This is a genomic window from Xanthomonas cannabis (assembly GCF_040616535.1).
Lineage (GTDB): Bacteria > Pseudomonadota > Gammaproteobacteria > Xanthomonadales > Xanthomonadaceae > Xanthomonas > Xanthomonas cannabis.
In genome coordinates this window covers 3056317-3079283 of the sequence record NZ_CP136580.1, presented here as the reverse complement: position 1 = coordinate 3079283, position 22967 = coordinate 3056317, and the positions used below count along the sequence as shown (strand labels likewise).

Annotated in this window: 22 protein-coding genes; 18 read left to right on the top strand and 4 right to left on the bottom strand. The window is 66.5% G+C overall.

Going from position 1 to position 22967, the window contains the following annotated elements; all coding sequences use genetic code 11:
* Positions 1 to 47: 47 nt before the first annotated feature.
* Both asd and RZV17_RS13135 read right to left on the bottom strand, forming a co-directional pair.
* Positions 48 to 890 (bottom strand): archaetidylserine decarboxylase, encoded by an 843-nt coding sequence (asd, locus tag RZV17_RS13140; protein ID WP_355604021.1) that lies wholly within the window; start codon positions 888 to 890, stop codon positions 48 to 50.
* A complete protein-coding gene (locus RZV17_RS13135) occupies positions 887 to 1537 on the bottom strand; it encodes an SCO family protein (protein ID WP_047693192.1) in 651 nt (216 codons plus the stop codon). Before RZV17_RS13135 ends, asd begins: the two co-directional genes overlap by 4 nt.
* Positions 1538 to 1617: 80 nt before the next feature.
* Here RZV17_RS13135 and prmB point away from each other — a divergent pair, with 80 nt between their 5' ends.
* The 8 genes from prmB to RZV17_RS13095 all read left to right on the top strand — a co-directional run bounded on the left by prmB (position 1618) and on the right by RZV17_RS13095 (position 10035).
* Positions 1618 to 2544, top strand: a complete 927-nt coding sequence (prmB, locus tag RZV17_RS13130; protein ID WP_047693191.1) for a 50S ribosomal protein L3 N(5)-glutamine methyltransferase — start codon at positions 1618 to 1620, stop codon at positions 2542 to 2544.
* 10 nt (positions 2545 to 2554) lie between these two features.
* Positions 2555 to 3658 (top strand): chorismate synthase, encoded by a 1104-nt coding sequence (gene aroC / locus RZV17_RS13125; protein ID WP_166748940.1) that lies wholly within the window; start codon positions 2555 to 2557, stop codon positions 3656 to 3658.
* Positions 3651 to 4724: a D-glycerate dehydrogenase gene (locus tag RZV17_RS13120; RefSeq protein ID WP_355604016.1), complete on the top strand. Its 1074-nt coding sequence runs from the start codon at positions 3651 to 3653 to the stop codon at positions 4722 to 4724. The genes aroC and RZV17_RS13120 overlap by 8 nt, the downstream gene beginning before the upstream one ends.
* Positions 4725 to 4807: 83 nt before the next feature.
* Entirely contained in the window at positions 4808 to 5833 is a 1026-nt protein-coding gene (locus RZV17_RS13115; protein WP_039566622.1) for an aspartate-semialdehyde dehydrogenase, read from the top strand.
* Positions 5834 to 6060: 227 nt separating this feature from the next.
* Positions 6061 to 8028, top strand: a complete 1968-nt coding sequence (locus RZV17_RS13110) for a FimV/HubP family polar landmark protein (protein WP_355609359.1) — start codon at positions 6061 to 6063, stop codon at positions 8026 to 8028.
* Positions 8025 to 8417 carry a VOC family protein gene (locus tag RZV17_RS13105; protein ID WP_184385068.1) on the top strand — a complete coding sequence of 131 codons (393 nt, stop codon included), beginning with the start codon at positions 8025 to 8027 and terminating at the stop codon, positions 8415 to 8417. The genes RZV17_RS13110 and RZV17_RS13105 overlap by 4 nt, the downstream gene beginning before the upstream one ends.
* Positions 8418 to 8596: 179 nt before the next feature.
* Complete coding sequence (gene truA, locus RZV17_RS13100; RefSeq protein WP_104580481.1) at positions 8597 to 9370, top strand: tRNA pseudouridine(38-40) synthase TruA; 774 nt, start codon at positions 8597 to 8599, stop codon at positions 9368 to 9370.
* The gene (locus tag RZV17_RS13095) at positions 9367 to 10035 is read left to right on the top strand and encodes a phosphoribosylanthranilate isomerase (RefSeq protein ID WP_047693184.1); all 669 of its coding nucleotides are present in this window, start codon (positions 9367 to 9369) and stop codon (positions 10033 to 10035) included. The genes truA and RZV17_RS13095 overlap by 4 nt, the downstream gene beginning before the upstream one ends.
* 351 nt (positions 10036 to 10386) lie before the next feature.
* Here the strand turns inward: RZV17_RS13095 and RZV17_RS13090 are convergent, their stop codons facing one another.
* Positions 10387 to 11313, bottom strand: coding sequence for a LysR family transcriptional regulator (locus RZV17_RS13090; RefSeq protein ID WP_355604010.1), 927 nt, complete (start codon positions 11311 to 11313; stop codon positions 10387 to 10389).
* 107 nt (positions 11314 to 11420) lie between these two features.
* Here RZV17_RS13090 and trpB point away from each other — a divergent pair, with 107 nt between their 5' ends.
* Genes trpB through trpA form a run of 3 tightly spaced genes read left to right on the top strand, consistent with a single transcriptional unit; the run spans position 11421 to position 13910 of the window.
* Positions 11421 to 12638, top strand: coding sequence for a tryptophan synthase subunit beta (trpB, locus tag RZV17_RS13085; protein WP_355604007.1), 1218 nt, complete (start codon positions 11421 to 11423; stop codon positions 12636 to 12638).
* 44 nt (positions 12639 to 12682) lie between these two features.
* Entirely contained in the window at positions 12683 to 13063 is a 381-nt protein-coding gene (locus RZV17_RS13080) for a hypothetical protein (RefSeq protein ID WP_355604004.1), read from the top strand.
* Between the two features lie 43 nt (positions 13064 to 13106).
* Positions 13107 to 13910 (top strand): tryptophan synthase subunit alpha, encoded by an 804-nt coding sequence (gene trpA / locus RZV17_RS13075; RefSeq protein WP_355604001.1) that lies wholly within the window; start codon positions 13107 to 13109, stop codon positions 13908 to 13910.
* Between the two features lie 12 nt (positions 13911 to 13922).
* On the opposite strand, the gene RZV17_RS13070 is transcribed toward trpA, so the two are convergent.
* Positions 13923 to 14675: a hypothetical protein gene (locus RZV17_RS13070; RefSeq protein ID WP_355603998.1), complete on the bottom strand. Its 753-nt coding sequence runs from the start codon at positions 14673 to 14675 to the stop codon at positions 13923 to 13925.
* Positions 14676 to 14950: 275 nt separating this feature from the next.
* On the opposite strand from RZV17_RS13070, the gene accD reads away from it, so the two are divergent.
* The 7 genes from accD (at position 14951) to RZV17_RS13035 (ending at position 22847) form a co-directional block, all read left to right on the top strand.
* Positions 14951 to 15838: an acetyl-CoA carboxylase, carboxyltransferase subunit beta gene (gene accD, locus RZV17_RS13065; protein WP_047693180.1), complete on the top strand. Its 888-nt coding sequence runs from the start codon at positions 14951 to 14953 to the stop codon at positions 15836 to 15838.
* A complete protein-coding gene (gene glmM / locus RZV17_RS13060) occupies positions 15835 to 17184 on the top strand; it encodes a phosphoglucosamine mutase (protein WP_355603995.1) in 1350 nt (449 codons plus the stop codon). The genes accD and glmM overlap by 4 nt, the downstream gene beginning before the upstream one ends.
* Before the next feature lie 123 nt (positions 17185 to 17307).
* Positions 17308 to 18246 (top strand): isopenicillin N synthase family oxygenase, encoded by a 939-nt coding sequence (locus RZV17_RS13055; protein ID WP_104580475.1) that lies wholly within the window; start codon positions 17308 to 17310, stop codon positions 18244 to 18246.
* Between the two features lie 257 nt (positions 18247 to 18503).
* Positions 18504 to 19187 carry a methylamine utilization protein gene (locus tag RZV17_RS13050; RefSeq protein ID WP_355603992.1) on the top strand — a complete coding sequence of 228 codons (684 nt, stop codon included), beginning with the start codon at positions 18504 to 18506 and terminating at the stop codon, positions 19185 to 19187.
* Positions 19184 to 21550 (top strand): EAL domain-containing protein, encoded by a 2367-nt coding sequence (locus tag RZV17_RS13045; protein WP_355603989.1) that lies wholly within the window; start codon positions 19184 to 19186, stop codon positions 21548 to 21550. The genes RZV17_RS13050 and RZV17_RS13045 overlap by 4 nt, the downstream gene beginning before the upstream one ends.
* Positions 21547 to 22419: a DUF3034 family protein gene (locus RZV17_RS13040; protein ID WP_355603986.1), complete on the top strand. Its 873-nt coding sequence runs from the start codon at positions 21547 to 21549 to the stop codon at positions 22417 to 22419. Before RZV17_RS13045 ends, RZV17_RS13040 begins: the two co-directional genes overlap by 4 nt.
* On the top strand, positions 22419 to 22847 hold the full coding sequence (locus tag RZV17_RS13035; RefSeq protein ID WP_184375193.1) for a group 1 truncated hemoglobin: 429 nt from the start codon (positions 22419 to 22421) through the stop codon (positions 22845 to 22847). Before RZV17_RS13040 ends, RZV17_RS13035 begins: the two co-directional genes overlap by 1 nt.
* The last annotated feature ends 120 nt before the right edge of the window (positions 22848 to 22967 follow it).

Here is a 22967-nt window from a genome sequence, read left to right as displayed (position 1 = left end):
ATGCCTGGCCGCGACCAGGTCCGCTCCTAAGACGGTGTCGTTGCAATTCACTGGCGACGCGCAAGCGCTTGCCCCAGCCGCACCGATGTCTCGGCAGCAAGTGCACCATCGAGCGTGGCCACACCCGGCGGCAGCAACACGATCACGGTCGAGCCGTAGTTGAACCTGGCCATCTCCGCAAACCGATCCAGCACGATGCCCTTGCCGCGGTAATCCTTGCGCGTGATGCGGTCGCCATAGCGCGGAATCTCCACGCCGCTCCAGACCGTCTCCACGCCGGAGACCAGCAGCGCGCCCACCATCACCGACGCCATCGGGCCAAAGTCGGTGTCGAAGTGGCACACCAGCCGCTCGTTGCGCGCGAACAGGCGCGGCACATTGCGCACCGCGTCCGGGCCCACGCTGAACAGCCGGCCAGGCACATGCACGGTTTCGCGCAGGGTGCCGGTCCACGGCATATGCACGCGGTGATAGTCCTTGGGCGACAGGTACACGGTGGCGAACAGGCCGTTGTTGAACGGTACTGCGGCCGCTTCATCGCCGAGCAACTCGGTGGCGGTGAACGACTGCCCCTTGGCCTGGAAAATGCGGCCGTTCTCGATCGGGCCGAGCTGGCTGATGCGGCCGTCGGCCGGCATCAGCAACGCTGCCGGGTCGGCATCGGGCACGCGCGCGCCGGGCTTCAAGGCGCGGGTAAAAAACGCATTGAAGGTGGGATAGGCGCGCGGGTCAGGCTCCTGCGCTTCGCTCAGGTCCACGCCGAATTTGCGCGTCACCGTGTCGATCAACCACTGCTTGGTGGACGGCGTATCGGAATAGGCCAGCGCGCGCGCCAGCGACGACAGCAACCGGTGCGGCAGCACGTAGGTCAGGGAAGTGACGAGACTCACGGGGCGGTTACCTTGGTCAGCTGTTGGAGATCGGCGGCAATCGCCTTCGGGTCGAGCGGGGGACGGATCAGCCCGGCCAGGCGGCCTTGCGGATCGAGCACGGCGATGCCGGCCGAATGATCCATGCTGTAGTCGTTGGGATTCTGCGCAAACCCCTTGCCCGGCACCTTCTGGAACACGAAGCCCAGCGCGGTGGCAAAGCGCTCCAGCGCCGGAACATCGGCAGTGGCGGCCAGGGTGTCCTTGTGGAAGGCATGCGCGTATTCGCCCAGCCGCGCGGGCGGGTCACGCTGCGGGTCCACCGAGACGAACAGCACGCGCGGGCGCAGGCCATCGGGAATGCTTTCCCACTGCTGCTGCGCCACCGCCAGATCGGTCAGCGTGGTCGGGCACACATCCGGGCAGAAGGTGAAGCCCAGAAACACCAGCGTCCAATGCCCCTTCAGTTCACCTGGCACCAGCTGGGTGCCGTCGGACTGGCGCAGGCTGAACTGCGGCAGCGGGCGCGGCTGCGGGTAAAAGGTGATGGTCTGGGTGGGGGGCCAGGGCGAGCTGGGCGTGCCGCCGAGGAACTTCTGCCCCAGCAAGAGCCCCAGGCCGGCGGCCAGCGCCACCAGCAGCACGATGCCGGTATTGCGATTGAACATGGCGGTTTCCAGTGCAACGGACGCTCATGATACCGATCCGACCTCTATAATCGTGGGCCGATTCCTCTTTAGTTGTTGCCATGACTGCCGCCGCGGCCGACGAACTGCACACCATCATCGACCTGATCCGCTACGGCACCAGCCGTTTCAATGCAGCCGGTCTGACCTTCGGCCACAGCTACGACAACGCGCTGGACGAAGCCACCCAACTGGTGCTGCACAGCCTGCATCTGCCGCACGACCTGGGCCCGGCCTACGGCCAGGCGCGTCTGCTGCGTGAGGAAAAAGAGCGGGTACTCGGCCTGTTCGAGCGTCGCATCACCGAGCGCGTCCCGGCGGCGTACCTGACCGGTGAGGCCTGGTTCGCCGGGCTGAGTTTCAAGAGCGACGCGCGTGCGCTGGTGCCGCGCTCGCCGATCGCCGAACTCATCGAAGCCGGCTTCGAGCCCTGGCTGGGCGGCCGCGAAGTCACCCGCGCGCTGGACCTGTGCACCGGCTCGGGCTGCATCGCCATTGCCATGGGCCACTACAACCCGCACTGGGATGTGGATGGCGTGGACATCAGCGACGACGCGCTGGCACTGGCTGCCGACAACAAGGCGCGCCTGCATGCCGACAACGTCACCCTGCTCAAGTCGGACCTGTTCACTGGCCTGGCCGGGCGTCGGTACGACCTGATCGTCACCAACCCGCCGTACGTCACCAACGACGAAACCGATGCGCTGCCGCAGGAGTATTCCTACGAGCCCGAACTCGGCCTGCGTGCCGGCGACGATGGCCTGGATCTGGTGCTGAAGATCCTGCGCGATGCGCCGCAGCACCTGAGCGAAGATGGCTTGCTGATCTGCGAAGTGGGCGAATCCGAGCAGCACCTGATCAAGCTACTGCCGGAGGTGGATCTGGCCTGGGTCGAGTTCAAGGTCGGGCAGATGGGCATCTTTGCGGTGGAATGCCGCGAGCTGATCGCACACCACGCGCGCATCAGCGAGCTGGCCGCGCAGCGATGAGCCTGCGCGCATGAGTGCCAATTCGTTCGGCAAGCTGTTTACCGTCACCACCTTCGGTGAATCGCACGGGCCGGCCATCGGCTGCGTCGTCGATGGCTGCCCGCCCGGCCTGGAAATCGCACCGGAAGAATTCACCCACGACCTGCAGCGGCGCGCCACCGGCAAGAGCCGGCATACCTCCGCGCGCCGCGAGGCCGACGAGATCGAGATCCTGTCCGGCGTGTACGAAGGCCGCACCACCGGCACGCCGATCGGGCTGCTGATCCGCAACACCGATCAGCGCAGCAAGGACTACAGCAACATCGCCCAGCAGTTCCGCCCCGGCCATGCGGATTACACCTATTGGCAGAAGTACGGCATCCGCGACCCGCGCGGTGGTGGACGTTCGTCGGCGCGCGAAACCACCATGCGTGTGGCCGCCGGCGTCATCGCCAAGAAGTGGCTCAAGCAGCGTTACGGGGTGCTGGTGCGCGGATTTCTCTCGCAGCTGGGCGAAATCCGCCCGACCGGTTTCGACTGGGATGCGGTGGAAGACAACCCGTTCTTCTGGCCGCACGCCGCGCAGGTGCCGGAGCTGGAAAGCTACATGGATGCGCTGCGCAAGTCCGGCGATTCGGTCGGCGCGCGCGTGGACGTGGTGGCCGGCGGCGTGCCGGCAGGCTGGGGCGAGCCGATCTACGGCAAGCTCGATGCCGAACTGGCCGCCGCCTTGATGAGCATCAATGCGGTCAAGGGCGTGGAGATCGGCGACGGTTTCGCCAGCGCGGCGCAGAAGGGCACCGAACACCGCGACCTGATCACCCCGGAAGGCTTCCTCAGCAATCATGCCGGCGGCATTCTGGGCGGTATCTCCACCGGCCAGGCGGTCACCGCCTCGATGGTGCTCAAGCCCACCTCCAGCCTGCGCCTGCCTGGCGCCACGGTGGATGCCGACGGCAGCGTGGTCGATGTGATCACCACCGGCCGGCACGACCCATGCGTGGGTATCCGCGCCACCCCGATCGCCGAGGCGATGATGGCGCTGGTGTTGATGGACCAGGCGCTGCGTCATCGCGCCCAATGCGGCGATGTCGGCGAGGTGTCGCCCCGCATTCCCGGTCAGATCGATGTCTGATACGCGGCGCGCCAAGGTGTGGGTCAGCCAGCCGCTGTTCGACGATGTCGTCGCGCAGCTGGGCGAGCATTTCGAGCTGACCACCACCGAGCTCGTCAGCGCGTATTCGCCGGCCGAACTGGCCGCGCAACTGGCATCGCAGGACGGTGCCTTGATCACCCTCAACGAGCGCATCGGCGCGGCCGAAATCGCGGCGGCGCCGCAGCTGCGCGCCATCGCCAATGTCGGCGTGGGCTACAACAATCTCGACATCGAGGCGCTGAGTGCGGCCGGCATCCTGGCCAGCAATACGCCCGACGTGCTCACCGAAACCACCGCCGATCTCGGCTTCGCGTTGCTGATGGCCACCGCGCGCCGCATCACCGAAGCCGAGCGCTGGCTGCGTGACGGGCAGTGGGGGCAATGGTCGTTCAAGACCATGCTCGGCGCCGATATCCACGGCAGCACGCTCGGCATCCTGGGCATGGGCCGGATCGGGCAGGGCATCGCACGCCGCGGCGCACACGGCTTCGGCATGCGTGTGCTGTATCACAACCGCAGCCAGCTGCCGGCCGCCACCGAACAGGCGCTGGGCGCGCAGTACGTCGATTTCGAGACGTTGCTGGCGCAGTCAGATCACCTGCTGCTGGTGCTGCCGTACACCAAGGATTCGCACCACATCATCGATGCGGCGGCGCTGGGCAAGATGCGCCCTACCGCCACGCTGGTGAATATCGCCCGCGGTGGCATCGTCGATGAGCTGGCGCTGGCCGATGCGCTGGCCAACGGGCGCCTGGCCGGTGCCGGCCTGGATGTCTACGAAGGCGAGCCGCGCGTGCGCCCGGAACTGCTGGCGCTGCGCAACGTGGTGCTCACCCCGCATATCGGCAGCGCCAGCCTGGCCACGCGCCGCGCGATGGTGCAGCTGGCGGTGGACAACCTGATCGCTGCGCTGGGCAAAGGCCCCAATGCCGGCCATCCGCCGAGCGCGCTCAATGCCGATGCGGTTGCCGCTGCCAAACAGGGCGGCACCGGTGTGGACGCGAAAAAGACCGGCGTCACCGGCACGATTTCGACCAAACGATAGGGAACCTCCGCGGCCAGCTTTGGAGGTTCCCCGAACCCAGCGCGCAGTGCTTCCTCTTTCCCCTTTTCGATAAAGACAAACTCATGAGCAACGAAAACCGTCGTTTCAACGTCGCGGTCGTGGGCGCCACCGGCGCTGTCGGCGAGACCATGCTGAGCATCCTGGCCGAGCGCAATTTCCCGGTCGCCACCCTGTATGCGCTGGCGTCGTCGCGTTCGGCCGGCGGGCAGGTGGAATTCAACGGCGGCAAGGTCGATGTGCTGGACCTGGCCGAATTCGACCCCACCGGCGTGGACATCGCGCTGTTCTCCGCAGGCGGCAGCGTGTCCAAGGAGTACGGCCCCAAGTTCGCTGCGGCCGGTGCGGTGGTGATCGATAATTCCTCCGCCTTCCGTTACGACGACGACGTGCCGCTGGTGGTCTCCGAAGTGAACCCGGAAGCGCTCAAGCAGCGCCCGCGCGGCATCGTGGCCAACCCCAATTGCTCGACCATGCAGATGCTGGTGGCGCTGGGCCCGATCCACCGTGCGTACGGTATCGAGCGCATCAACGTGGCGACCTACCAGTCGGTCTCCGGTGGCGGGCGTTCGGCGATGGAAGAACTGGGCAAGCAGACCAGCGAGCTGCTGAGCTTCCAGGACATCGACCCGCAGCGCTTTCCGGTGCAGATCGCCTTCAACCTGATCCCGCACATCGACGACTTCCAGGACAACGGCTACACCAAGGAAGAGATGAAGCTGGTCTGGGAGACCCGCAAGATCCTCGGCGACGACAGCATCCAGGTGAACCCGACGGCAGTGCGCGTGCCGGTGTTCTACGGCCACTCCGAAGCGGTGGCGATCGAAACCCGCGACAAGATCACCGTCGAGCAGGCGCGTGCCCTGCTGGCCGCATCGCCGGGCGTGGAAGTGGTGGACGAGCGCAAGCCTGGCGGCTACCCGACCCCGGTGACGCATGCCTCCGGCAAGGACGCGGTGTTCGTCGGCCGCATCCGCGAAGACTTCTCGCACCCGCGTGGCCTGAACCTGTGGATCGTCTCGGACAACATCCGCAAGGGCGCTGCACTCAACGCGGTGCAGCTGGCCGAACTGGTCGCCCAGGAAGGCTGATCCGTCGGCTGCGTAGGAGCGCGCTTGCGCGCGATGGGGCTTTCCCGGTGAAGCCCCATCGCGCACAAGCGCGCTCCTACCGATGACCTGACGCATGGATGTCGCATTGCGACGGCTTGTGCGCTCTGCACGGGGTCGCCGACTTTTTCGCTCATCCAGCGGCTATATTGATGCCCATGAAACATAGGGGCAGGGGCGCGATGCGTCCGATACACGGGTTGGGTGCGTTGCTGCTGATGGCCTGCAGTGGCGCAGCCATGGCATTGGGGCTTGGCGATATCCGGGTGCTGTCCAAGCCCGGGCAGCCGTTGGTGGCCGAAATTCCGGTCATCTCCAACGAGCCGGGCGAGCTCGACAACGCCCGCGTGGCACTGGCGTCGGCCACCACCTTCGCGCGCGTTGGACTGGAGCGGCCGCAGGGTCTGGTCAGCAGTCTGCAGTTCCAGTTCGCGCAGGATGCGCGCGGGCGGGCGGTGATCCGGGTGACCAGCAGTCAGCCGGTGGATCAACCGGCGATCAACTTCCTGATCGAAGTGGAGTGGGGTCAGGGCCGGTTGGTGCGCGAGTACGCCGCCCTGGTCGATGCGCCCAACACCGCTGCCGCGATCGCCGAGCCCGCCATCGAGGCGCCGCGCGCCGGCGCCAGCAATACCATCGCCCGTGAGCCGGCGGCTGCGCAGGCGGCGGTCGAACGCGCTGCGCAGGGCGCCCCCAGCGCCGCTGCGGCGCCCTCACGGCCCGCCCCGGCAACCGCCGCAGCATCGCAGACCGGCGATGCGCTGCCGGCCGTGCGCTCGGGCCAGACCTTGTCGGAGATCGCGGCGCGCCTGGCGCGTTCCAGCGGGCATTCGCTGGACCAGACCATGCTGGCGCTGCTGCGCACCAATCCCGATGCCTTCGTCAACGGCAACATCAACCGACTGAAGCAGGGCGCAGTGCTGCGCACCCCGCAGGAAGACGCGCTGGCGCAGGTCGGTGCCGCCGAAGCCACCGTGATGGTGCGCGAGCAGGCTGCCCAGTGGCGTCAGGCGCGGTCGGCCATTCCGCAACCGGCCGATGCCGGTGCCGCGGCCGCAACAGCCCCGGCCCCGCCCGCGTCCACCGCACCCGGTGCCGGCGCGCGGCTCGAAATCGCCCCGGCAGTGGCGAGTCAGACCAACACCGCCGGCGCTACGTCCGGCACCAGTGCCGAAGGCGAGGGCGAGATGGCGGCCAACCAACAGTTGCAACAGGCCAAGGAAGACATCGCCACCCGCGATGCGGAATTGCAGGACCTGCGCTCACGCGTGGCCGATCTGGAAAAGCTCAAGCAGCAGCAGCAAGCCTTGATCGCGATGAAGGACACCGACCTGGCCGCCGCGCAGAAGCGCCTTGCCGAGGCGCCGCAGGCAGCACCGCAAGGTGGCGGCTTCCCGCTGTGGCTGATCGGTGGGCTGGTGCTGATCGTGGCCGCGGTTGTCGCGTGGCTGGCCGCGCGTCGCCGCAAGCCCTCGCCGTTGCCGCCGTTGCCGCGGCGCCAGTTCGACTTCGTGCCACCGGTCGCGCCGGCCGATGGCGGCGAGCCGCAGGACGAGGTGCACGCCACCGAGCCGAGCGAGCGCGATGTGGTGCACGAAACCGAATTCGAACAGGTCGACCTGCGCGAAGACGAGCGCACCCATGACGTGCAGCCGCCGTTGTCGGAGGTGCTGCGGCGCGAGCCGCTGCTGTCCGAGCCAGCGCCGCCGCCGGTGGTCAACAGCGACGAGTGGCGTTCGCTGCGTGCAACCCCGGCGGCATCGTCGCCACCGGCAGCCGCGTTCCAGGCCACCGATGCCCCGTTCCCGTCTGACGCGTCGCAGGCGCCCGAGCAGGCCGAGCCTGTCCAGCCCGTGCACGCGGAGCGCGCGCCCGACCTCGGCGTACCATCCGCGGCAGCGTCGGCTGCGCACGATGGCGTCCAGGACGGCTTCGACGTCGACCGCGCGGCTCAGGATGTCGTTCCGGCCCCTGCGACTCCGCTGGCAGCGGCCGCACCCGGCGCGGTGGGCCGCAGGGAAGTCGCCTCCGCAGGCCGTGACCGCCTGGAGCTGGCGGTGGCGTACATGGACCTGGGCGACAAGGACACGGCGCGCGGCCTGCTGCTGGAAGTCGCGGCCACCGGCGATGATGCCACCCGCGCCGAAGCCGCCGAACTGCTGGAACGCCTGGCATGAGCCCGGCCATGGACAGCCTTGCGGTGCGTGAGCGACGGATCGACTACGTGGAGTTCGCATCCACCGATCCCGATGCCAGCCGGGCCTTCTTCGAAACCGTGTTCGGCTGGCAGTTCCAGGCCTACGGGCCGGACTACCTGGCCTTCAACGACGGCCGCCTGGATGGCGGCTTCTACCGCGCCGGCACGCCCGCTCCGGCAGAAGGCGGCCCCCTGGTCGTGCTGTATGCCGACGACCTGGCGCCGATGCTCGATCGGGTGCGCGCCGCCGGCGGCGAGATCGTCAAGCCGGTCTTCGGCTTTCCGGGTGGCAGCCGGTTCCACTTCCGCGAGCCCGGTGGCGCCACGCTGGCCGTGTGGTCCGAGCGCACGATCGCGTCAAGCGACTGACCGCGCGCCTGTGTGAGCCGCGTGCTACCGCGGCTCGCCATCGGCCGATGCTATCGGACAACGCTGCTCGTACACTTCACCTTCTCCGCATAGCCGGGCTGTGCTGGCACCTGCCTGCGATGGCGGTGTCGGCATGACCGGTGTTCGGTTTCATCGATTCATTCATAGGGCAGGTACCGATGCGTTACGCGCTGGGCGTGGAATATGACGGCAGCGAGTTTCAGGGCTGGCAGCAACTGGGCGAGCATGGCGGGCCGAGCGTGCAGGCCAGCCTGCAGACGGCGCTGTCGTCGGTGGCCGATGCCCCGATCCAGGTGGTCTGCGCAGGGCGAACCGACGCCGGCGTGCATGGCGAATGCCAGGTGGTGCACTTCGACAGCGATGCGCGACGTCAGCCGCGTGGCTGGATGCTGGGCACCACGGCGCGGCTGCCGGCTTCGATCGCGGTGCGCTGGTGCGTGCCCGTTGCCGACGACTTCCATGCGCGCTTTTCCGCGCGCGCCCGGCGGTATCGCTACCGCCTGCTGAATCGTCAGATCCGCCCGGCACTGTATCGGCAGACGCTGAGCTGGGAACGTCGGCCGCTCGATGCCCAGGCCATGCATGCTGCCGCCCAGGCCTTGCTGGGCGAAAACGACTTCAGCGCGTTTCGCAGCGTGCAATGCCAGGCCTTGCATGCGCGTCGCAACCTGCAGGCAATCAGCGTGCAGCGCATCGGCGAAGTGGTGGAGGTGCAGGTGCAGGCCAATGCATTCCTTCATCACATGGTGCGGAATATTGTGGGCTCGCTGATGTTGGTCGGAACCGGCGAACAGCCGGCCGACTGGATCGCGACGTTGCTCGCCGGGCGCGACCGCACGGTTGCCGGGCCGACAGCGCCGCCACAAGGTCTGGTGTTTATCGGGCCTCTGTATCCTGCAGAGTGGCTTCTGCCCGCCGAGGTGACCCAATGAATCGATCGCTGTACCGCACCCGTATCAAGTTCTGTGGCATGACCCGCGCCGGTGACATCCGACTGGCCGGGGAGCTGGGTGTGGACGCGGTAGGTTTCATCTTTGCCCACGGCAGCCCGCGCCGCGTGGCGCCGGCCGAGGCGCGCGCCATGCGCCAGGCCACCGCGCCGATGGTCGATGTGGTGGCCCTGTTCCGCAACAATTCCAAGGAAGAAGTGCGTGAGGTGGTGCGTACCGTGCGCCCGACCCTGCTGCAGTTCCACGGCGAGGAAGACGACGCGTTCTGCCGCAGTTTCAACCTGCCGTATCTGAAGGCCGTGCCGATGGGCAGCGCCGGCGTGAACGGCGAAGACGCCAATGCACGCACGCTGCAGCTGGCCTATCCCAATACGGCCGGTTTCCTGTTCGATAGCCATGCACCTGGCGCTGGCGGCGGTACCGGCAAGACCTTCGACTGGTCGCGACTCCCCACCGGCTTGCACCGCCCATTTCTTCTTGCCGGCGGCATCACCGCCGACAATGTGTTCGACGCGATCGTCGCGACGCTGCCCTGGGGCGTGGATGTCTCCAGTGGTGTGGAACTTGCGCCCGGCATCAAGGATGGCCACAAGATGCGCAAGTTTGTCGAAGAGGTGCGCCGCGCCGATTGTCACGAGATGGGGTGAGGGCGGGATTCGGGAGTCGGGATTCGGGATTCGTAACAGCGGTGGGTTGAGGCGATTTGTTGATGGGCAGACCTACGCGTTTGCGCGCTGGCAGGTTTCTGACTTCGATCCGTCGGCAGCTGCGGGCCCCGCGTTGTTGGTGTGCCGGCTGCGCCGAGGTGGGGCCTACCCGCTAGAACGATTCAGTTAGTGACTGCATGCCTTCGCTTGCGAAGCTCAGACGTCTCGTTCTGCACCTTCTTGGTAGCGACATCGGTGCATGGTCTTGCGTCTGGTAATCGTGCCGTCGGTGCATGGTCGTAATCAGCCGTGCTGGCGCTGCGGTCGTGCGACGGCCGCCAGCGATGCCGCTCAGGTGGCTGCGGCATGCATGGCCGGCGAGGTGCGCTGATCGTTTGCCAGGGCGCTGCCTAGCCAATCCGCCAGCTGGGCGATGCGTGGGTCCGGGTTGCGCTTTGCGGCGCATAGCACCCAACGGCCGCGGGTGGCGGTAAATCCCCAGGGCGCCAGCAGGCGCCCGGCTGCCAGATCGGCCGCGACCAGGGCCTGCGGGGCGATCGCGATGCCCAGGCCCGCAGCGGCCGCCTCCAGCAGATAGACCAGGTGTTCGAACTCGGTTCCCAGCCGCAACGCGTCGGGCGCCAGGCCGTGGGCCTGGGCCCATTCCGGCCACGCCTGTGGGCGCGAACGGGTGTGCAGCACGGCGTGATCGAGCAGGGCGGCCGGGCGGTTGCCAGCGAGCCGCAAGGCCGAGGCAAGGTGCGGGCTGAGCACCGGCCCGATCCATTCCACGCCCAGGTCATGCACCTGCCAGTTGCCGGGCCAGGGTGGGGTGTCCAGCAACAAGGCCGCGTCCAGGCCATCCAGATCCGCGCCGGGCGGTTGTTCGTTGGCCGACAGGTGCAGGCGCATGTCCGGAAGGTCGTGTTGCAACTGGCCCAGGCGCGGGATGACCCAGCGGGCAAGCAGGCTGCCGGAGCAGCCCAGCACCAATGGCGCCTCGGTGGCCGGGCGTCGCAGACCGGCCCAGGTGTCGGCAATCAGGGCGAACCCTTCCCCGGTGGCATCGCGCAAGCGCGCGCCGGCAGCGGTCAATACCAGGCCGCGGCCCTGGCGGACAAACAGGGCCGCACCCAGGGCGTGTTCCAGCGCACGGACGTGGCGGCTGATGGCGCCATGGGTCACGTGCAGCTCCTGCGCCGCGCGGCTGACGCTCTGCAGGCGTGCGGCGGCTTCGAAGGCGCGCAAGGCCGCCAATGGTGGGAGTGGACTGCTCATGTGTGAGCTCAGATCACAGGTTGCAGCAATCTTATCGATTTATCGCCGCCCCGGGCTGGGGTAGAGTGACGGCCTCGCGTATGACCGCACCGTTGCAGAGGATTCCCATGTCGGCCCAGCCCATCAGTGACTTTTACGCCTATCCGGATGCTGCCGGCCATTTCGGCAAGTTCGGCGGCCGCTTTGTCGCCGAGACCCTGATCGGTCCATTGCAGGAGCTGTCCGCTGCCTATGACCAGGCGCGTCAGGATCCGAGCTTCATCGCCGAATACGACAAGGACCTCAAGCATTACGTCGGCCGGCCCAGCCCGATCTATCACGCCGAGCGGCTCAGTCGCGAAGTGGGCGGGGCACAGATCCTGCTCAAGCGCGAAGACCTGAACCACACCGGCGCGCACAAGATCAACAACACCATTGGCCAGGCGCTGCTGGCCAGCCGCATGGGTAAGACCCGCATCATCGCCGAGACCGGCGCCGGCCAGCATGGCGTGGCCAGCGCCACGGTCGCAGCGCGCCTGGGCCTGGAATGCGTGGTCTACATGGGCGCCACCGATATCGAGCGGCAGAAGATCAACGTCTACCGCATGAAGCTGCTGGGCGCGACGGTGATTCCGGTGACCTCCGGTTCGGCCACGCTCAAGGACGCGCTCAACGAAGCGATGCGCGACTGGGTGACCAACGTGCGCGATACCTTCTACATCATCGGTACCGTTGCCGGCCCCGACCCGTATCCGCGCATGGTGCGCGACTTCAATGCCATCGTCGGGCGCGAAGCGCGCGAGCAGATGCTGCAGGACTACGGCCGGCTGCCGGATGCGATCAGCGCCTGCGTGGGCGGCGGCAGTAATGCCATCGGCCTGTACCATGCCTTCCTCAACGACCCCGGCGTGAAGATCTACGGCGCCGAAGCGGCCGGCGACGGCATCGCCACCGGCCGCCACGCGGCATCGATCGCCGCCGGGCGCCCCGGCGTGCTGCACGGCAACCGCACCTACGTGATCTGCGACGACGACGGCCAGATCACCGAAACCCACTCGATCTCCGCCGGCCTGGATTACCCCGGCGTGGGTCCGGAGCATTCGTTCCTGTCCGACAGCGGCCGCGCGGTGTATCAGGGCATCACCGACGACGAGGCGATGGCCGCCTTCCACCTGCTGGCGCACACCGAGGGCATTCTGGCAGCGCTGGAGTCCAGCCATGCGGTGGCGCAGTCGATCAAGCTGGCGCGCGAGCTGCCCAAGGATGCGCTGGTGTTGTGCAACCTGTCCGGGCGTGGCGACAAGGACGTGCACACCATCGCCGCGCGCGAGGGAATCGCGCTCTAAGCGTGGTTGCGGCTAACGCTCTATCCGGATGCAGGGACGCAGCGATGCTCGAAGGAATCATCCAGTTGGTAGCCGAGGTGCTGCTGCAGGCCTTGGCCGAGATGCTGATCGAACTGGGCCTGCACTCTGTCGCCGAGTCGTTGGAGCGCAGGCCCTCGCCAGGGCTGGCGGCAGTGGGCTACGCAATCCTGGGTGCACTGCTTGGCGGTGTCAGTCTCTGGCTGCTGCCGCAGCACCTCACGGCGACCCACGGTGCGCGACTGGCAGCGGTAGTGATCGCGCCACTGGTCGCCGGTGGGCTGATGGCCGCGCTTGGTGCGTGGCGAGCGCGGCGCGGCGACCCGGTGTTCCGCATCGATCGATTTTCCTACGGCTACCTGTTTGCACTGTGCTTTGCGCTGATGCGGTATTTCTTTGCCACCTGAGCTTCCATGGCGGCTGGCTTCCCTCCCTTGTTCGAGTGATTTCATGCGTCGTATCGATTCCCGCTTCGCCGAGCTGCGTGCCAATGGGCGCAAGGCACTGATCCCCTTCATCACCGCCGGCGACCCATCGCTGGAAGCCACCGTCCCGGTGATGCACGCGCTGGTGCGCGCCGGTGCCGACGTCATCGAGCTGGGCGTGCCGTTCTCCGACCCCATGGCCGACGGTCCTACCATCCAGCGCAGCTCCGAGCGCGCGCTGGCACGCGGTGCCGGCCTGGCCTATGTGCTGGAAGCGGTGCACGAATTCCGCCGCGAAGATGCCACCACCCCGGTGGTGCTGATGGGCTATCTCAACCCGATCGAAATCCACGGCACGCGCCGGTTCGCCGAAGCCGCCGTCGCGGCGGGCGTTGACGGTCTGTTGCTGGTCGACCTGCCGCCGGAAGAGGCGGACGAAACCCGCCACATCTTCAGCGAGGTCGGGCTGGCGCTGATTGCGCTGGCATCGCCGACCACCAGCGAGCAGCGCCTGGACATGTTGTGCAGCACGGCGCAGGGCTACCTCTACTACGTCAGCTTTGCTGGCGTCACCGGCGCCTCCAACCTGCTCGACACCCATGCCGCCAGCGACCGCCTGCGCCAGCTGCGGCAACGTGCCGGTGCGCCAGTGGTGGCCGGCTTCGGCATCAAGGACGCCGCCAGCGCCAAGGCCATGGCCGTGGATGCCGACGGCGTGGTGGTAGGCAGCGCCCTGGTCGCTGCCCTGGCCGACGCAGACGACGTCCGCAGTGCCCGCGAAGGCGCCGAAGCCTTTCTGGTCCCATTGCGCCGGGAATTGGACCGCTGATCTGTCCCGCGATCAGTAAGTCATGCTGCAGGTCGCGCATGCGGCTGCGTTGCATACCTTGACCCCGAAATTGGATTCAAGCTTGCAACTTCCTCCGCTGCTGCAACTGCATTTCACTGCAGCCGAAGGAACCCGAATAGATTGGCTTACCAGCAAGCCGAGCGCCATGTTTTCAGTCGCAGAGCCAGTCATAGGGATCTGATAGCCATCGGGAACGTCCATTGGTGCGACATAACCGTATAGGCGGATCCACACGGCATCGCGCCCGCTAGCCTCTACCGGAATGCCAAGGGCCTTTTTGAATGCAAGTAGATCCTTTCTGACATCGGGGATCGACAAAAAGCGTGGATCGACCCGTGGCAAGCGTTTGACTTCATCGACGCTGGCGAAAGTCACGCCGATTTGATCTTGCGGAACCGGATACATCGCGGTGCTTCCGCCGCGATTGCACTGGGTGCAGTCTGAGCTCATCGCACAAAAAGTCTGCCCATTGGGAAGCAATGTGGGACTGCATCCAGACCCTCCAGGACATGCGCAGGTCAGGACGGCAGTCGGGCTGATTGCCCAGACACCTTTTTCCTGGGTAAACATGAACCACCCAGTAGGTACCCGTATTGTCATCGAGCCATCTGGATTGATGTGCGACGTTGTCTTGCTCGGAAGCTGTGCGCTGGTCTCGCTTCCGCACATTTTTACCTGAGCCTGGCTGCTACCGACAACGGAGACCAGGAGTAAGAGGGCTGCAAGGCATGCTGGGATTTTCATGATCGATCCTTGTTCACGTTTGTCTATAGGGGCTATTCCATTTGTGGCTATACGTACCTGATTTGGGGCATGACTGCTGTAGCGCACCATATAAAACTCTCGGTGCCGATTTTCCCATTATCACAATCGCGTTCCTCATGGAAGTTCTTACCGACTGGCGGCTGCCTGTTTAATTTTCTTGATGATGTCTCGATACTCGGGCGTACGAAAGCGTCGGGTATCGGACTGGTACACTGAGTACTGTCGCCCCGTAGGGGTGCTTTTTACGAAATCGAATGAGCTGGCTCAGCAAATTGATGCCCTCCGGCATCCGCACCGAGAACACCCCGGCCAAGAAGCGCAGCGTCCCCGAGGGGCTGTGGGAAAAGTGCAGCAACTGCGGTAGCGCACTATACGGCCCGGAACTCGAGGAAAACCTCGAGGTGTGCCCGAAGTGCGACCACCACATGGCGATCCGCGCGCGCGCGCGTCTGAACTCGCTGTTCGACCCGGACACCGCAACCACCGAGATCGCCGCCCAACTTGGCCCGGTCGACGTGCTCAAGTTCAAGGACCAGAAGCGCTACGGTGAGCGCATCAAGGCCAGCCAGAAGGCCAGCGGCGAATACGACGCGCTGATCGCCATGCGCGGCACGCTCAAGGGCAACCCGCTGGTCGCCGCCGCCTTCGACTTCGCCTTCATGGGCGGCTCGATGGGATCGGTGGTCGGCGAGCGTTTTGCACGCGCTGCCGAAGTGGCGCTGGAAGTGGGCTGCCCGTTCGTGTGCTTCTCCGCCAGCGGCGGTGCGCGCATGCAGGAAGGGCTGTTCTCGCTGATGCAGATGGCCAAGACCTCCGCGGCGCTCGGGCGCCTGCGCGAAGCCGGCCTGCCGTACATCTCGGTGCTGACCCATCCCACCACCGGTGGCGTGTCGGCCTCGTTCGCAATGCTGGGCGACATCAACATCGCCGAGCCGCATGCGCTGATCGGTTTCGCCGGCCCGCGCGTGATCGAGCAGACCGTGCGCGAGACCCTGCCTGAAGGTTTCCAGCGTTCGGAGTTCCTGCTCGACCACGGCGCCATCGACCAGATCTGCGACCGCCGCCAGATGCGTGACCGCATTGCCGAGCTGAGCGCGATGATGATGCGTCAGCCGCGTCCGCAGGACGCCGACGTCGCATGAGCGCCCGCAAATATTTCGGCACCGACGGCATTCGCGGTCGGGTCGGGCAGGGCGTGATCTCGGCCGATTTCGTGCTGCGTCTGGGCAATGCGCTCGGGCGCGTGCTGACGCAGGGCCGCAGCAAGCGGCCGTTGGTGTTGATCGGCAAGGACACGCGCATTTCCGGCTACATGTTCGAAGCGGCGCTGGAAGCCGGCCTGGTGGCGGCAGGCGCCGATGTGCAGATGATCGGCCCGATGCCGACGCCGGCCATCGCGTTTCTGACCAGCACCTTGCGTGCCGATGCCGGCGTGGTGATCAGCGCCTCGCACAATCCCCATTACGACAACGGCATCAAGTTCTTCTCTGCCGAAGGCGAAAAGCTCGACGACGCGACCGAGGCGGCCATCGAAGCCGCACTCGACGAGCCGTTCCATACCGTGGAATCCGAGCGCCTGGGTAAGGCGATCCGCACCCGCGATGCGATCGGCCGCTATATCGAGTTCTGCAAGGCCAGCGTGGCGCGCGGCTTCACCCTGCTGGGCCTGAAGATGGTGCTGGACTGCGCGCATGGCGCCACCTATCACATTGCCCCGATGCTGTTTCGCGAGCTCGGCGCCGAGGTGGTGGTGATCGGTGCAGCGCCGGACGGGCTCAACATCAACGACGGCGTCGGCTCCACGCATATCGACAATCTTGCCGCCAAGGTGCGCGAGAGCGGGGCGCAGCTGGGCATCGCCTTCGACGGCGACGGCGACCGCGTGCTGATGGCCGACGACCAGGGCAACCCGGTCGATGGCGACGACCTGCTGTATGTGCTTGCGCGGTCCTGGCAGGCCAGCGGCCGGCTCACCGGCACCGTGGTCGGCACCTTGATGACCAATTACGGGCTGGAGCCGGCGCTGGCGGCGCTGCGCATCCCGTTCCAGCGCGCCAAGGTGGGTGACCGTTATGTGCATCAGGCGCTGGTCGAAGGCGGCGGCACGCTGGGTGGAGAAACCTCCGGCCATCTGCTGTGCCTGGACCGCGCGAGCACCGGCGACGGCATCGTCAGTGCGCTGCAGGTGCTCGAAGCCCTCAGCCGCGATGGCCACAGCCTGCGCGAGGCCTTGCGCGACCTGACCAAGGTGCCGCAAAAGACGGTCAACGTGCGTCTGGGCGGCGGCGCGGCAAAGGCCATCGTCGAGGCGGCGAGCGTGCAGCAGGCGCTGCAGCAGGCGCAGGCGGCCGTGCAGGGCCGGGGGCGTGCGTTCCTGCGTCCGTCCGGTACCGAGCCGGTGGTGCGCGTGACCGTGGAAGCCGACGACGCCGGCCTGATGCAGGACACGCTCGACCGACTCTCAGGTGCGGTGCGTGACGCGGCGTGAGTCGCTGATCATTGGCGTCTGCGTGATCGTGGCCAAGGCCGCGACGTTCTACCTGTTGTATCGCCTGCTGATCTGAGCCGCAGGCTCTCTCGACCTTTTCAAACTTCCATTGCAGACACCCGTATGAGCGCCCGCATTCCCACCCTGGACATCACCCGCTTCGACAGCGACCGCGACGCCTTCGTCGCCGAACTCGGCGCAGCCTATCGGCAGTGGGGCTTTGCCGGCATCCGCAATCACGGCATCGCGCAGGCCGACATCGATGCCGCCTACGAAGTGTTCAAGGCGTTTTTTGCCTTGCCCGAGGAGGTGAAGCGGCGCTATCACGTGCCGGGCAGCGGCGGCGCACGCGGTTATACCGCCTTCGGTGTGGAAACCGCCAAGGATTCCAAGCACTTCGACCTGAAGGAGTTCTGGCATATCGGTCGCGAGATTCCGGACGACTCGCCGTATCGCGCGGTGATGCCGCCGAACCTGTGGCCGGAGGAAGTGCCGGATTTCCGTGAGCGTGGCTATCAGCTGTACCAGCAGCTGGATCAACTCGGCTCGCGCGTGCTCTCCGCGCTGGCACTGCATATCGGTCTGCCGCAGGACTATTTCGTCGACAAGACCAACAACGGCAATTCGATCCTGCGGCCGATCCACTACCCGCCGATCACCAGCGACGACATCCCGAACGTGCGCGCCGGTGCGCATGGCGACATCAACTTCATCACCTTGCTGGTCGGTGCCAGTGCTGCCGGGCTGGAAGTACGTTCCAACGATGGCGAGTGGGTGCCGTTCACCGCCGACGCCGACACCATCGTGGTCAATATCGGCGACATGCTGCAGCGCCTGACCAACCACGTGTATCCATCCACGATCCATCGCGTGGTCAATCCGCCCGGCGAGGCCGCGCGCAAGCCGCGCTATTCGGTGCCGTTCTTCCTGCACCCCAACCCGGATTTTTTGATCGACGTGTTGCCCTCGTGCATCAGTGCCGACAACCCGAGCCGGTATCCCGAGCCGATCACTGCGCACGGCTTCCTGGAAGAGCGTCTGCGCGAGATCAAGCTGAAGTAAGCGGTTTGGTCGCCGCTGGCGCTGTGCGTGGCAATGGTCGCGCCGCACTTGGGCGGCAGGCAGTGCGCACAGCCCGTAGTCGCGCTCGCAATATTGGCCATGACAGCGACCACAGTTTTGTTCATAAAATTGTGCTCGCGTCTGGTTAAAGCTTGCGTTCACCCGCGCCGATAATCCAGTCTGATCGCTAGCGCGACGTCGGACTCGCCTGGCGCCCGCTGCCGATTGCACGGTCAGGGGGGGGGGGGCGCATGCGGATGCAGGGGATCAAACACATGGGGGCGCCGGGCTTGCTTGCGCTCTGCGGCGTGGCAGCGCCGCTGGCAGCAGCGCCGGTGAGCGTGGCGGTGGCCGATGCCAATGGCGTCCTGGTCGATGCGGTGGTCAGCCTGGAGTTGCCGCGGCCCGCCGCGGCCAGTGCCGGCAAGACCATGGAGATGGACCAGGTCAATTCGCAGTTCGTGCCTGCGGTGCTGGCGGTGCGCACCGGCACGTCGGTGCGGTTTCCGAACAACGATCAGATCCGCCATCAGGTGTATTCGTTCTCGCCGGCCAAACGCTTTGAACTGCCGCTGTTCCAGGGCACCACGGCCGCGCCGGTGCGCTTCGATCAAGCCGGTCTGGTGACGGTGGGCTGCAATATCCACGACTGGATGCTGGGCTATATCGTGGTGCTGGAGACCCCGTATTTCGGCAAGACCGGCAGCGACGGGCGCGTGCAGCTCGATGCGCCCGCCGGCAACTACACGCTGCGCGTGTGGCATCCCCGCATCAAGGGCGCTGCAGTGACCGAGCCGCTGGTCGTCGCGCGCGACCCGGTGCAGCGCCGCATCACCGTGCAGACCACGGGCGCGGCACCGGTGGTGGCGCCGCCGGATGCGCGCGTCCGCGCGCTGCAGGATAAATTTCGCCGCGCCGAGCCGAAGAAGACTCACCCATGAGGGCGATGCGACTGCATACCCGCATCGCGGTCTTGCTGGTGCTGGTTGTGCTGGCCACCCAGGCACTGACCTTCATTGCGGTGCAGCTGGCAACCGACCGCAGCGTCAAGGCACAGCTGGGCGAAGAACTGCAGATCGGCGAGCGCGTCTGGCAGCGCATCAACCTGCGCCGCGACGAACAACTGCTGCAATCGGCCTCGGTGCTGGCCGATGATTTCGGCTTTCGTGCTGCGGTGGCCAGCGGCGATGTGCCCACCATGCAGTCGGCGCTACGCAATCATGCCGCGCGCATGTCCGCGCAGACTGCGATGCTGCTCTCGCCGGATGGCGAATTTTTGACCGGCCTGGCCGATCTGCCCCAGGCCGAGCAATTGCGCGCGGTGCAGGCCCTGTTGCAGCAGGCGCAGCGCGATGGTCGTGCGGTGGGGGTGGTTGCACTGAATCAGCAGATCGTGCGGCTGGCCGTGGTCCAGGTGCTGGCGCCGAGTCGCGTCGGCTGGATTGCGATCGGCAACGAATCCGGCGAGGGCCTGGCCCAGGATTTCCGCACGACCACCGGGTTGGATGCCACGTTCTTTACCGACGGCCCGCCTGTGCACGTGCTCGCGTCGACGTTGGAGCCGCCCGCGCGTGCCGAATTTGCGCAGCAGTTGCCCATCGCCGAGCGCACCCAGGCCGCAGCGATTGCGCTGACGCTGGGCCAGTCGCGCTACCTGGTCAAGCTGCAACCGATCCAGGGCGACAGCCATGTGCGGGTGGCCTTGCAGGCGTCGCTGGACCGGGCGATCGCGCCGTATCGCATTCTCAAGTTGCGCATCCTGTTGCTGGCCGGTCTGGCCACGGCTGCGGCCCTGGGCGTGGCGATCTTTCTGGCGCGTAGCGTCAGCAAGCCGGTGGCGCAACTGGTGCAGGCCGCCCGGCGCATCCAGCGTGGCGATTACCAGACGGCAGTGGACGTGCCGCCGGGCCGCGAGCTGGCCGAGCTGGCCGACAGCTTCGGGCGGATGCAGCAGCAGATCGCCAGCCGTGAGCAGCACATCCTGCATCAGGCGCGGCACGACGCACTCACCGGCTTGCCTAATCGTTTGTGGCTGCTGGAGCGGTTGAAGGAGGTGGTCGAACACACCGTCGCTTCCGGTGGCACCGCGGCCGTGCTGATCCTGGATCTGGAGCGTTTCAAGGAGCTCAACGACAGCCTGGGCCATGATTTTGCCGACCAGGTGCTGGTCGAAGCCGGGCGGCGGCTTGCCGATGTGGTGCACGCGCCAAACCTGGTCGGGCGCCTGGGTAGCGACGAGTTCATGGTGGTGGTGGCGCAGGCCGATGCGAACAGCGTGCAGCTGGACGCACAACGGCTGCTGCTGCAATTGCGCCGCCCGCTGGCCTTGCCGCAGGCACGCATCCAGCTTGAAGCCAGCATCGGCATCGCGCTGATTCCCGAGCATGGTGCCGACCCGGACACCTTGCTGCGTCGCGCCGATATCGCACGGCGCCAGGTGGGAGATGTGACCACCATCGGCGCCAGCGTCTACCGCATGGGCCAGGACGAGCAGCATCTGCGCCGGCTGCGGCTCACCGGCGATCTGCGCCAGGCCATCGGCGGCAACGAGTTGACCTTGCGCTTCCAGCCCAAGATCTGCCTGCGGACCGACCGTGTCGAACAGGTCGAAGTGCTGGTGCGCTGGCATCACCCGACGCTGGGCCCGGTCGGCCCGGACGAATTCATTCCGCTGGCCGAGCATTCCGGCGTGATCCACCCGTTGACCCGCTTCGTGCTGGACGAGGCACTGCGCTGCCAGGCGCACTGGCGCGCGCAAGGCCTGGAGCTGGGCATGGCGATCAACCTGTCGGCCCTGGATCTGTCCGATCCGGGTCTGCCCGACTACGTGCGTGCGCGGCTGGAGCAGCACGCCGTGCCGGCGCAGTCGGTCACTTTGGAGTTGACCGAAAGCGCGTTGATGCGCGATGTCGAATCTGCGCTGCACATGCTGCATCAGCTGCGTGGCGTGGGCGTGCGTCTGTCCATCGACGACTTCGGCACCGGCTATTCCTCGTTGGCCCAACTCAAGCGCATGCCGGTGAACGAATTGAAGATCGACAAGAGCTTCGTGATGCAGCTGGCCGAAGGCACCGACGATGCATTCATCGTGCGCAGCACGATCGACCTGGGCCACAACCTTGGCCTGAGCGTGATCGCCGAAGGCGTCGAAAACACCACGGCCCTGGGCCTGCTGCGCGGCTATGGCTGCGACATGGTGCAGGGCTACCTGTACGCGCCGCCACTGGAAGAGGCCCCGCTGGTGGCGTGGTGCATGCGCCAACTGGGCATGCCCTCGGCAGCCCATGCAGGCATGCAGCGATGAGCGCGTGTCTGCGTGTCGCCCTCATCGTGACCGTTGTTGCCGGTACGCTCGCGCCATTGAAGGCAATGGCTGGCGACGGGCGCCTGCTCGCCACCGGTGGCGTGTCGATGATCGAAGGCAGCAGCGGTGGCGGCATCGTGCCATGGGCCACGTTGTCGGGTTACGGCACGCGCGATGAGTTGGGCACCGTGCTGTTCGCCACGCATGTGGATAGCGGCGATTACCGCCTCGATGTGCAGGGCGCGGCGCTTACGGTCGGTAATCGGCTGGAGCTGTCGCTTGCGCGCCAGCGTCTGGATCTGGGCGCGCTGCAGGACCGGCTCGGCTTGCCGTGGAATGCGCTCGGCCAGGACGTGTTCGGTGCCAAGGTGCGACTGGCCGGCGACCTTGTCTACGGGCATGCACCGCAAGTCAGCCTGGGCGTGCAGTACAAGCGCTTGCGCGACGGGACCTTGCCGTTGGCGATCGGTGCGCGCGACGATCACGGCACGGACGTCTATCTCAGTGCAAGCCGCTTGTTGCTGCAGGGCGCTGGCGGGTACCAGCTGCTGCTCAACGGCACGGTGCGCGCCACCCGCGCCAACCAGACCGGCTTGCTCGGTTTCGGCGGCGACCGGCGTAACCGCTATCGTCTGGTGCCCGAGGCCAGTGCCGCCGTCGTGCTGTCGCCATCCTGGGCGGTGGGCGTGGAATATCGCGACAAACCGAATAACCTGCGCTTCGCGCGCGAGCAGGCGTGGGTAGATGTGTTCGTCGCCTGGTTCCCCGGCAAGCACGTTTCGCTGACTGCCGCCTGGGCCGATCTGGGCAATGTCGCCACGCTGGCCGACCAGCGTGGTCCTTATCTCTCTTTGCAGGTGGCGTTCTGATGAGCCTATGGCTGCGCTGGTGCCTGCTGTGCGTGCTGGGCCTGACGAGCGCCTGCGCCAGCACGCAACCGCGCCAGACACTCTACGACGAGCTCGGCGGGCAAGCCGGCATCGAAGCGCTGGTAGAAACCATGCTCTCGCGTATCGCCGACGACCAGCGCATCGTCGACAAGTTCGCCCGCGTCAACATCGTCATGCTCAATGCACGCCTGGTGCAGAAGTTCTGCCACGTCGCCGACGGCCCCTGCCCGGACACGGCCAAGTCGATGCAGCAGGCGCACGCGCACCTGGCCATCCGCGAAGGCGACTTCAACGCACTGGTTGAAGACCTGAACTGGGCGATGGATCAGCAAAAGATCCCGCGCCGCACGCAAAATCGCCTGCTCGCGCGGCTGGCAGCCATGCATGGCGAGATCGTCAATCGCTGAGAGCGACGGGTCTCCTGCCGTCGTTCGCCGGGCATGCATGAGTCGGGGGCGCTGCGGCATGCGATAAGCCCGTGTTCGAGCGCTTGCATGTTCATCAACTGCGCGCTTGCGCGGTCATCG

Coding starts and splice junctions, on each gene's coding strand:
- RZV17_RS13135 (WP_047693192.1), bottom strand. CDS start 1,537: ATGTTCAATCGCAATACCGGCATCGTGCTGCTGGTGGCGCTGGCCGCC.
- prmB (WP_047693191.1), top strand. CDS start 1,618: ATGACTGCCGCCGCGGCCGACGAACTGCACACCATCATCGACCTGATC.
- aroC (WP_166748940.1), top strand. CDS start 2,555: ATGAGTGCCAATTCGTTCGGCAAGCTGTTTACCGTCACCACCTTCGGT.
- RZV17_RS13120 (WP_355604016.1), top strand. CDS start 3,651: ATGTCTGATACGCGGCGCGCCAAGGTGTGGGTCAGCCAGCCGCTGTTC.
- RZV17_RS13115 (WP_039566622.1), top strand. CDS start 4,808: ATGAGCAACGAAAACCGTCGTTTCAACGTCGCGGTCGTGGGCGCCACC.
- RZV17_RS13105 (WP_184385068.1), top strand. CDS start 8,025: ATGAGCCCGGCCATGGACAGCCTTGCGGTGCGTGAGCGACGGATCGAC.
- truA (WP_104580481.1), top strand. CDS start 8,597: ATGCGTTACGCGCTGGGCGTGGAATATGACGGCAGCGAGTTTCAGGGC.
- RZV17_RS13095 (WP_047693184.1), top strand. CDS start 9,367: ATGAATCGATCGCTGTACCGCACCCGTATCAAGTTCTGTGGCATGACC.
- RZV17_RS13090 (WP_355604010.1), bottom strand. CDS start 11,313: ATGAGCAGTCCACTCCCACCATTGGCGGCCTTGCGCGCCTTCGAAGCC.
- trpB (WP_355604007.1), top strand. CDS start 11,421: ATGTCGGCCCAGCCCATCAGTGACTTTTACGCCTATCCGGATGCTGCC.
- RZV17_RS13080 (WP_355604004.1), top strand. CDS start 12,683: ATGCTCGAAGGAATCATCCAGTTGGTAGCCGAGGTGCTGCTGCAGGCC.
- trpA (WP_355604001.1), top strand. CDS start 13,107: ATGCGTCGTATCGATTCCCGCTTCGCCGAGCTGCGTGCCAATGGGCGC.
- RZV17_RS13070 (WP_355603998.1), bottom strand. CDS start 14,675: ATGAAAATCCCAGCATGCCTTGCAGCCCTCTTACTCCTGGTCTCCGTT.
- accD (WP_047693180.1), top strand. CDS start 14,951: ATGAGCTGGCTCAGCAAATTGATGCCCTCCGGCATCCGCACCGAGAAC.
- glmM (WP_355603995.1), top strand. CDS start 15,835: ATGAGCGCCCGCAAATATTTCGGCACCGACGGCATTCGCGGTCGGGTC.
- RZV17_RS13055 (WP_104580475.1), top strand. CDS start 17,308: ATGAGCGCCCGCATTCCCACCCTGGACATCACCCGCTTCGACAGCGAC.
- RZV17_RS13050 (WP_355603992.1), top strand. CDS start 18,504: ATGCAGGGGATCAAACACATGGGGGCGCCGGGCTTGCTTGCGCTCTGC.
- RZV17_RS13045 (WP_355603989.1), top strand. CDS start 19,184: ATGAGGGCGATGCGACTGCATACCCGCATCGCGGTCTTGCTGGTGCTG.
- RZV17_RS13040 (WP_355603986.1), top strand. CDS start 21,547: ATGAGCGCGTGTCTGCGTGTCGCCCTCATCGTGACCGTTGTTGCCGGT.
- RZV17_RS13035 (WP_184375193.1), top strand. CDS start 22,419: ATGAGCCTATGGCTGCGCTGGTGCCTGCTGTGCGTGCTGGGCCTGACG.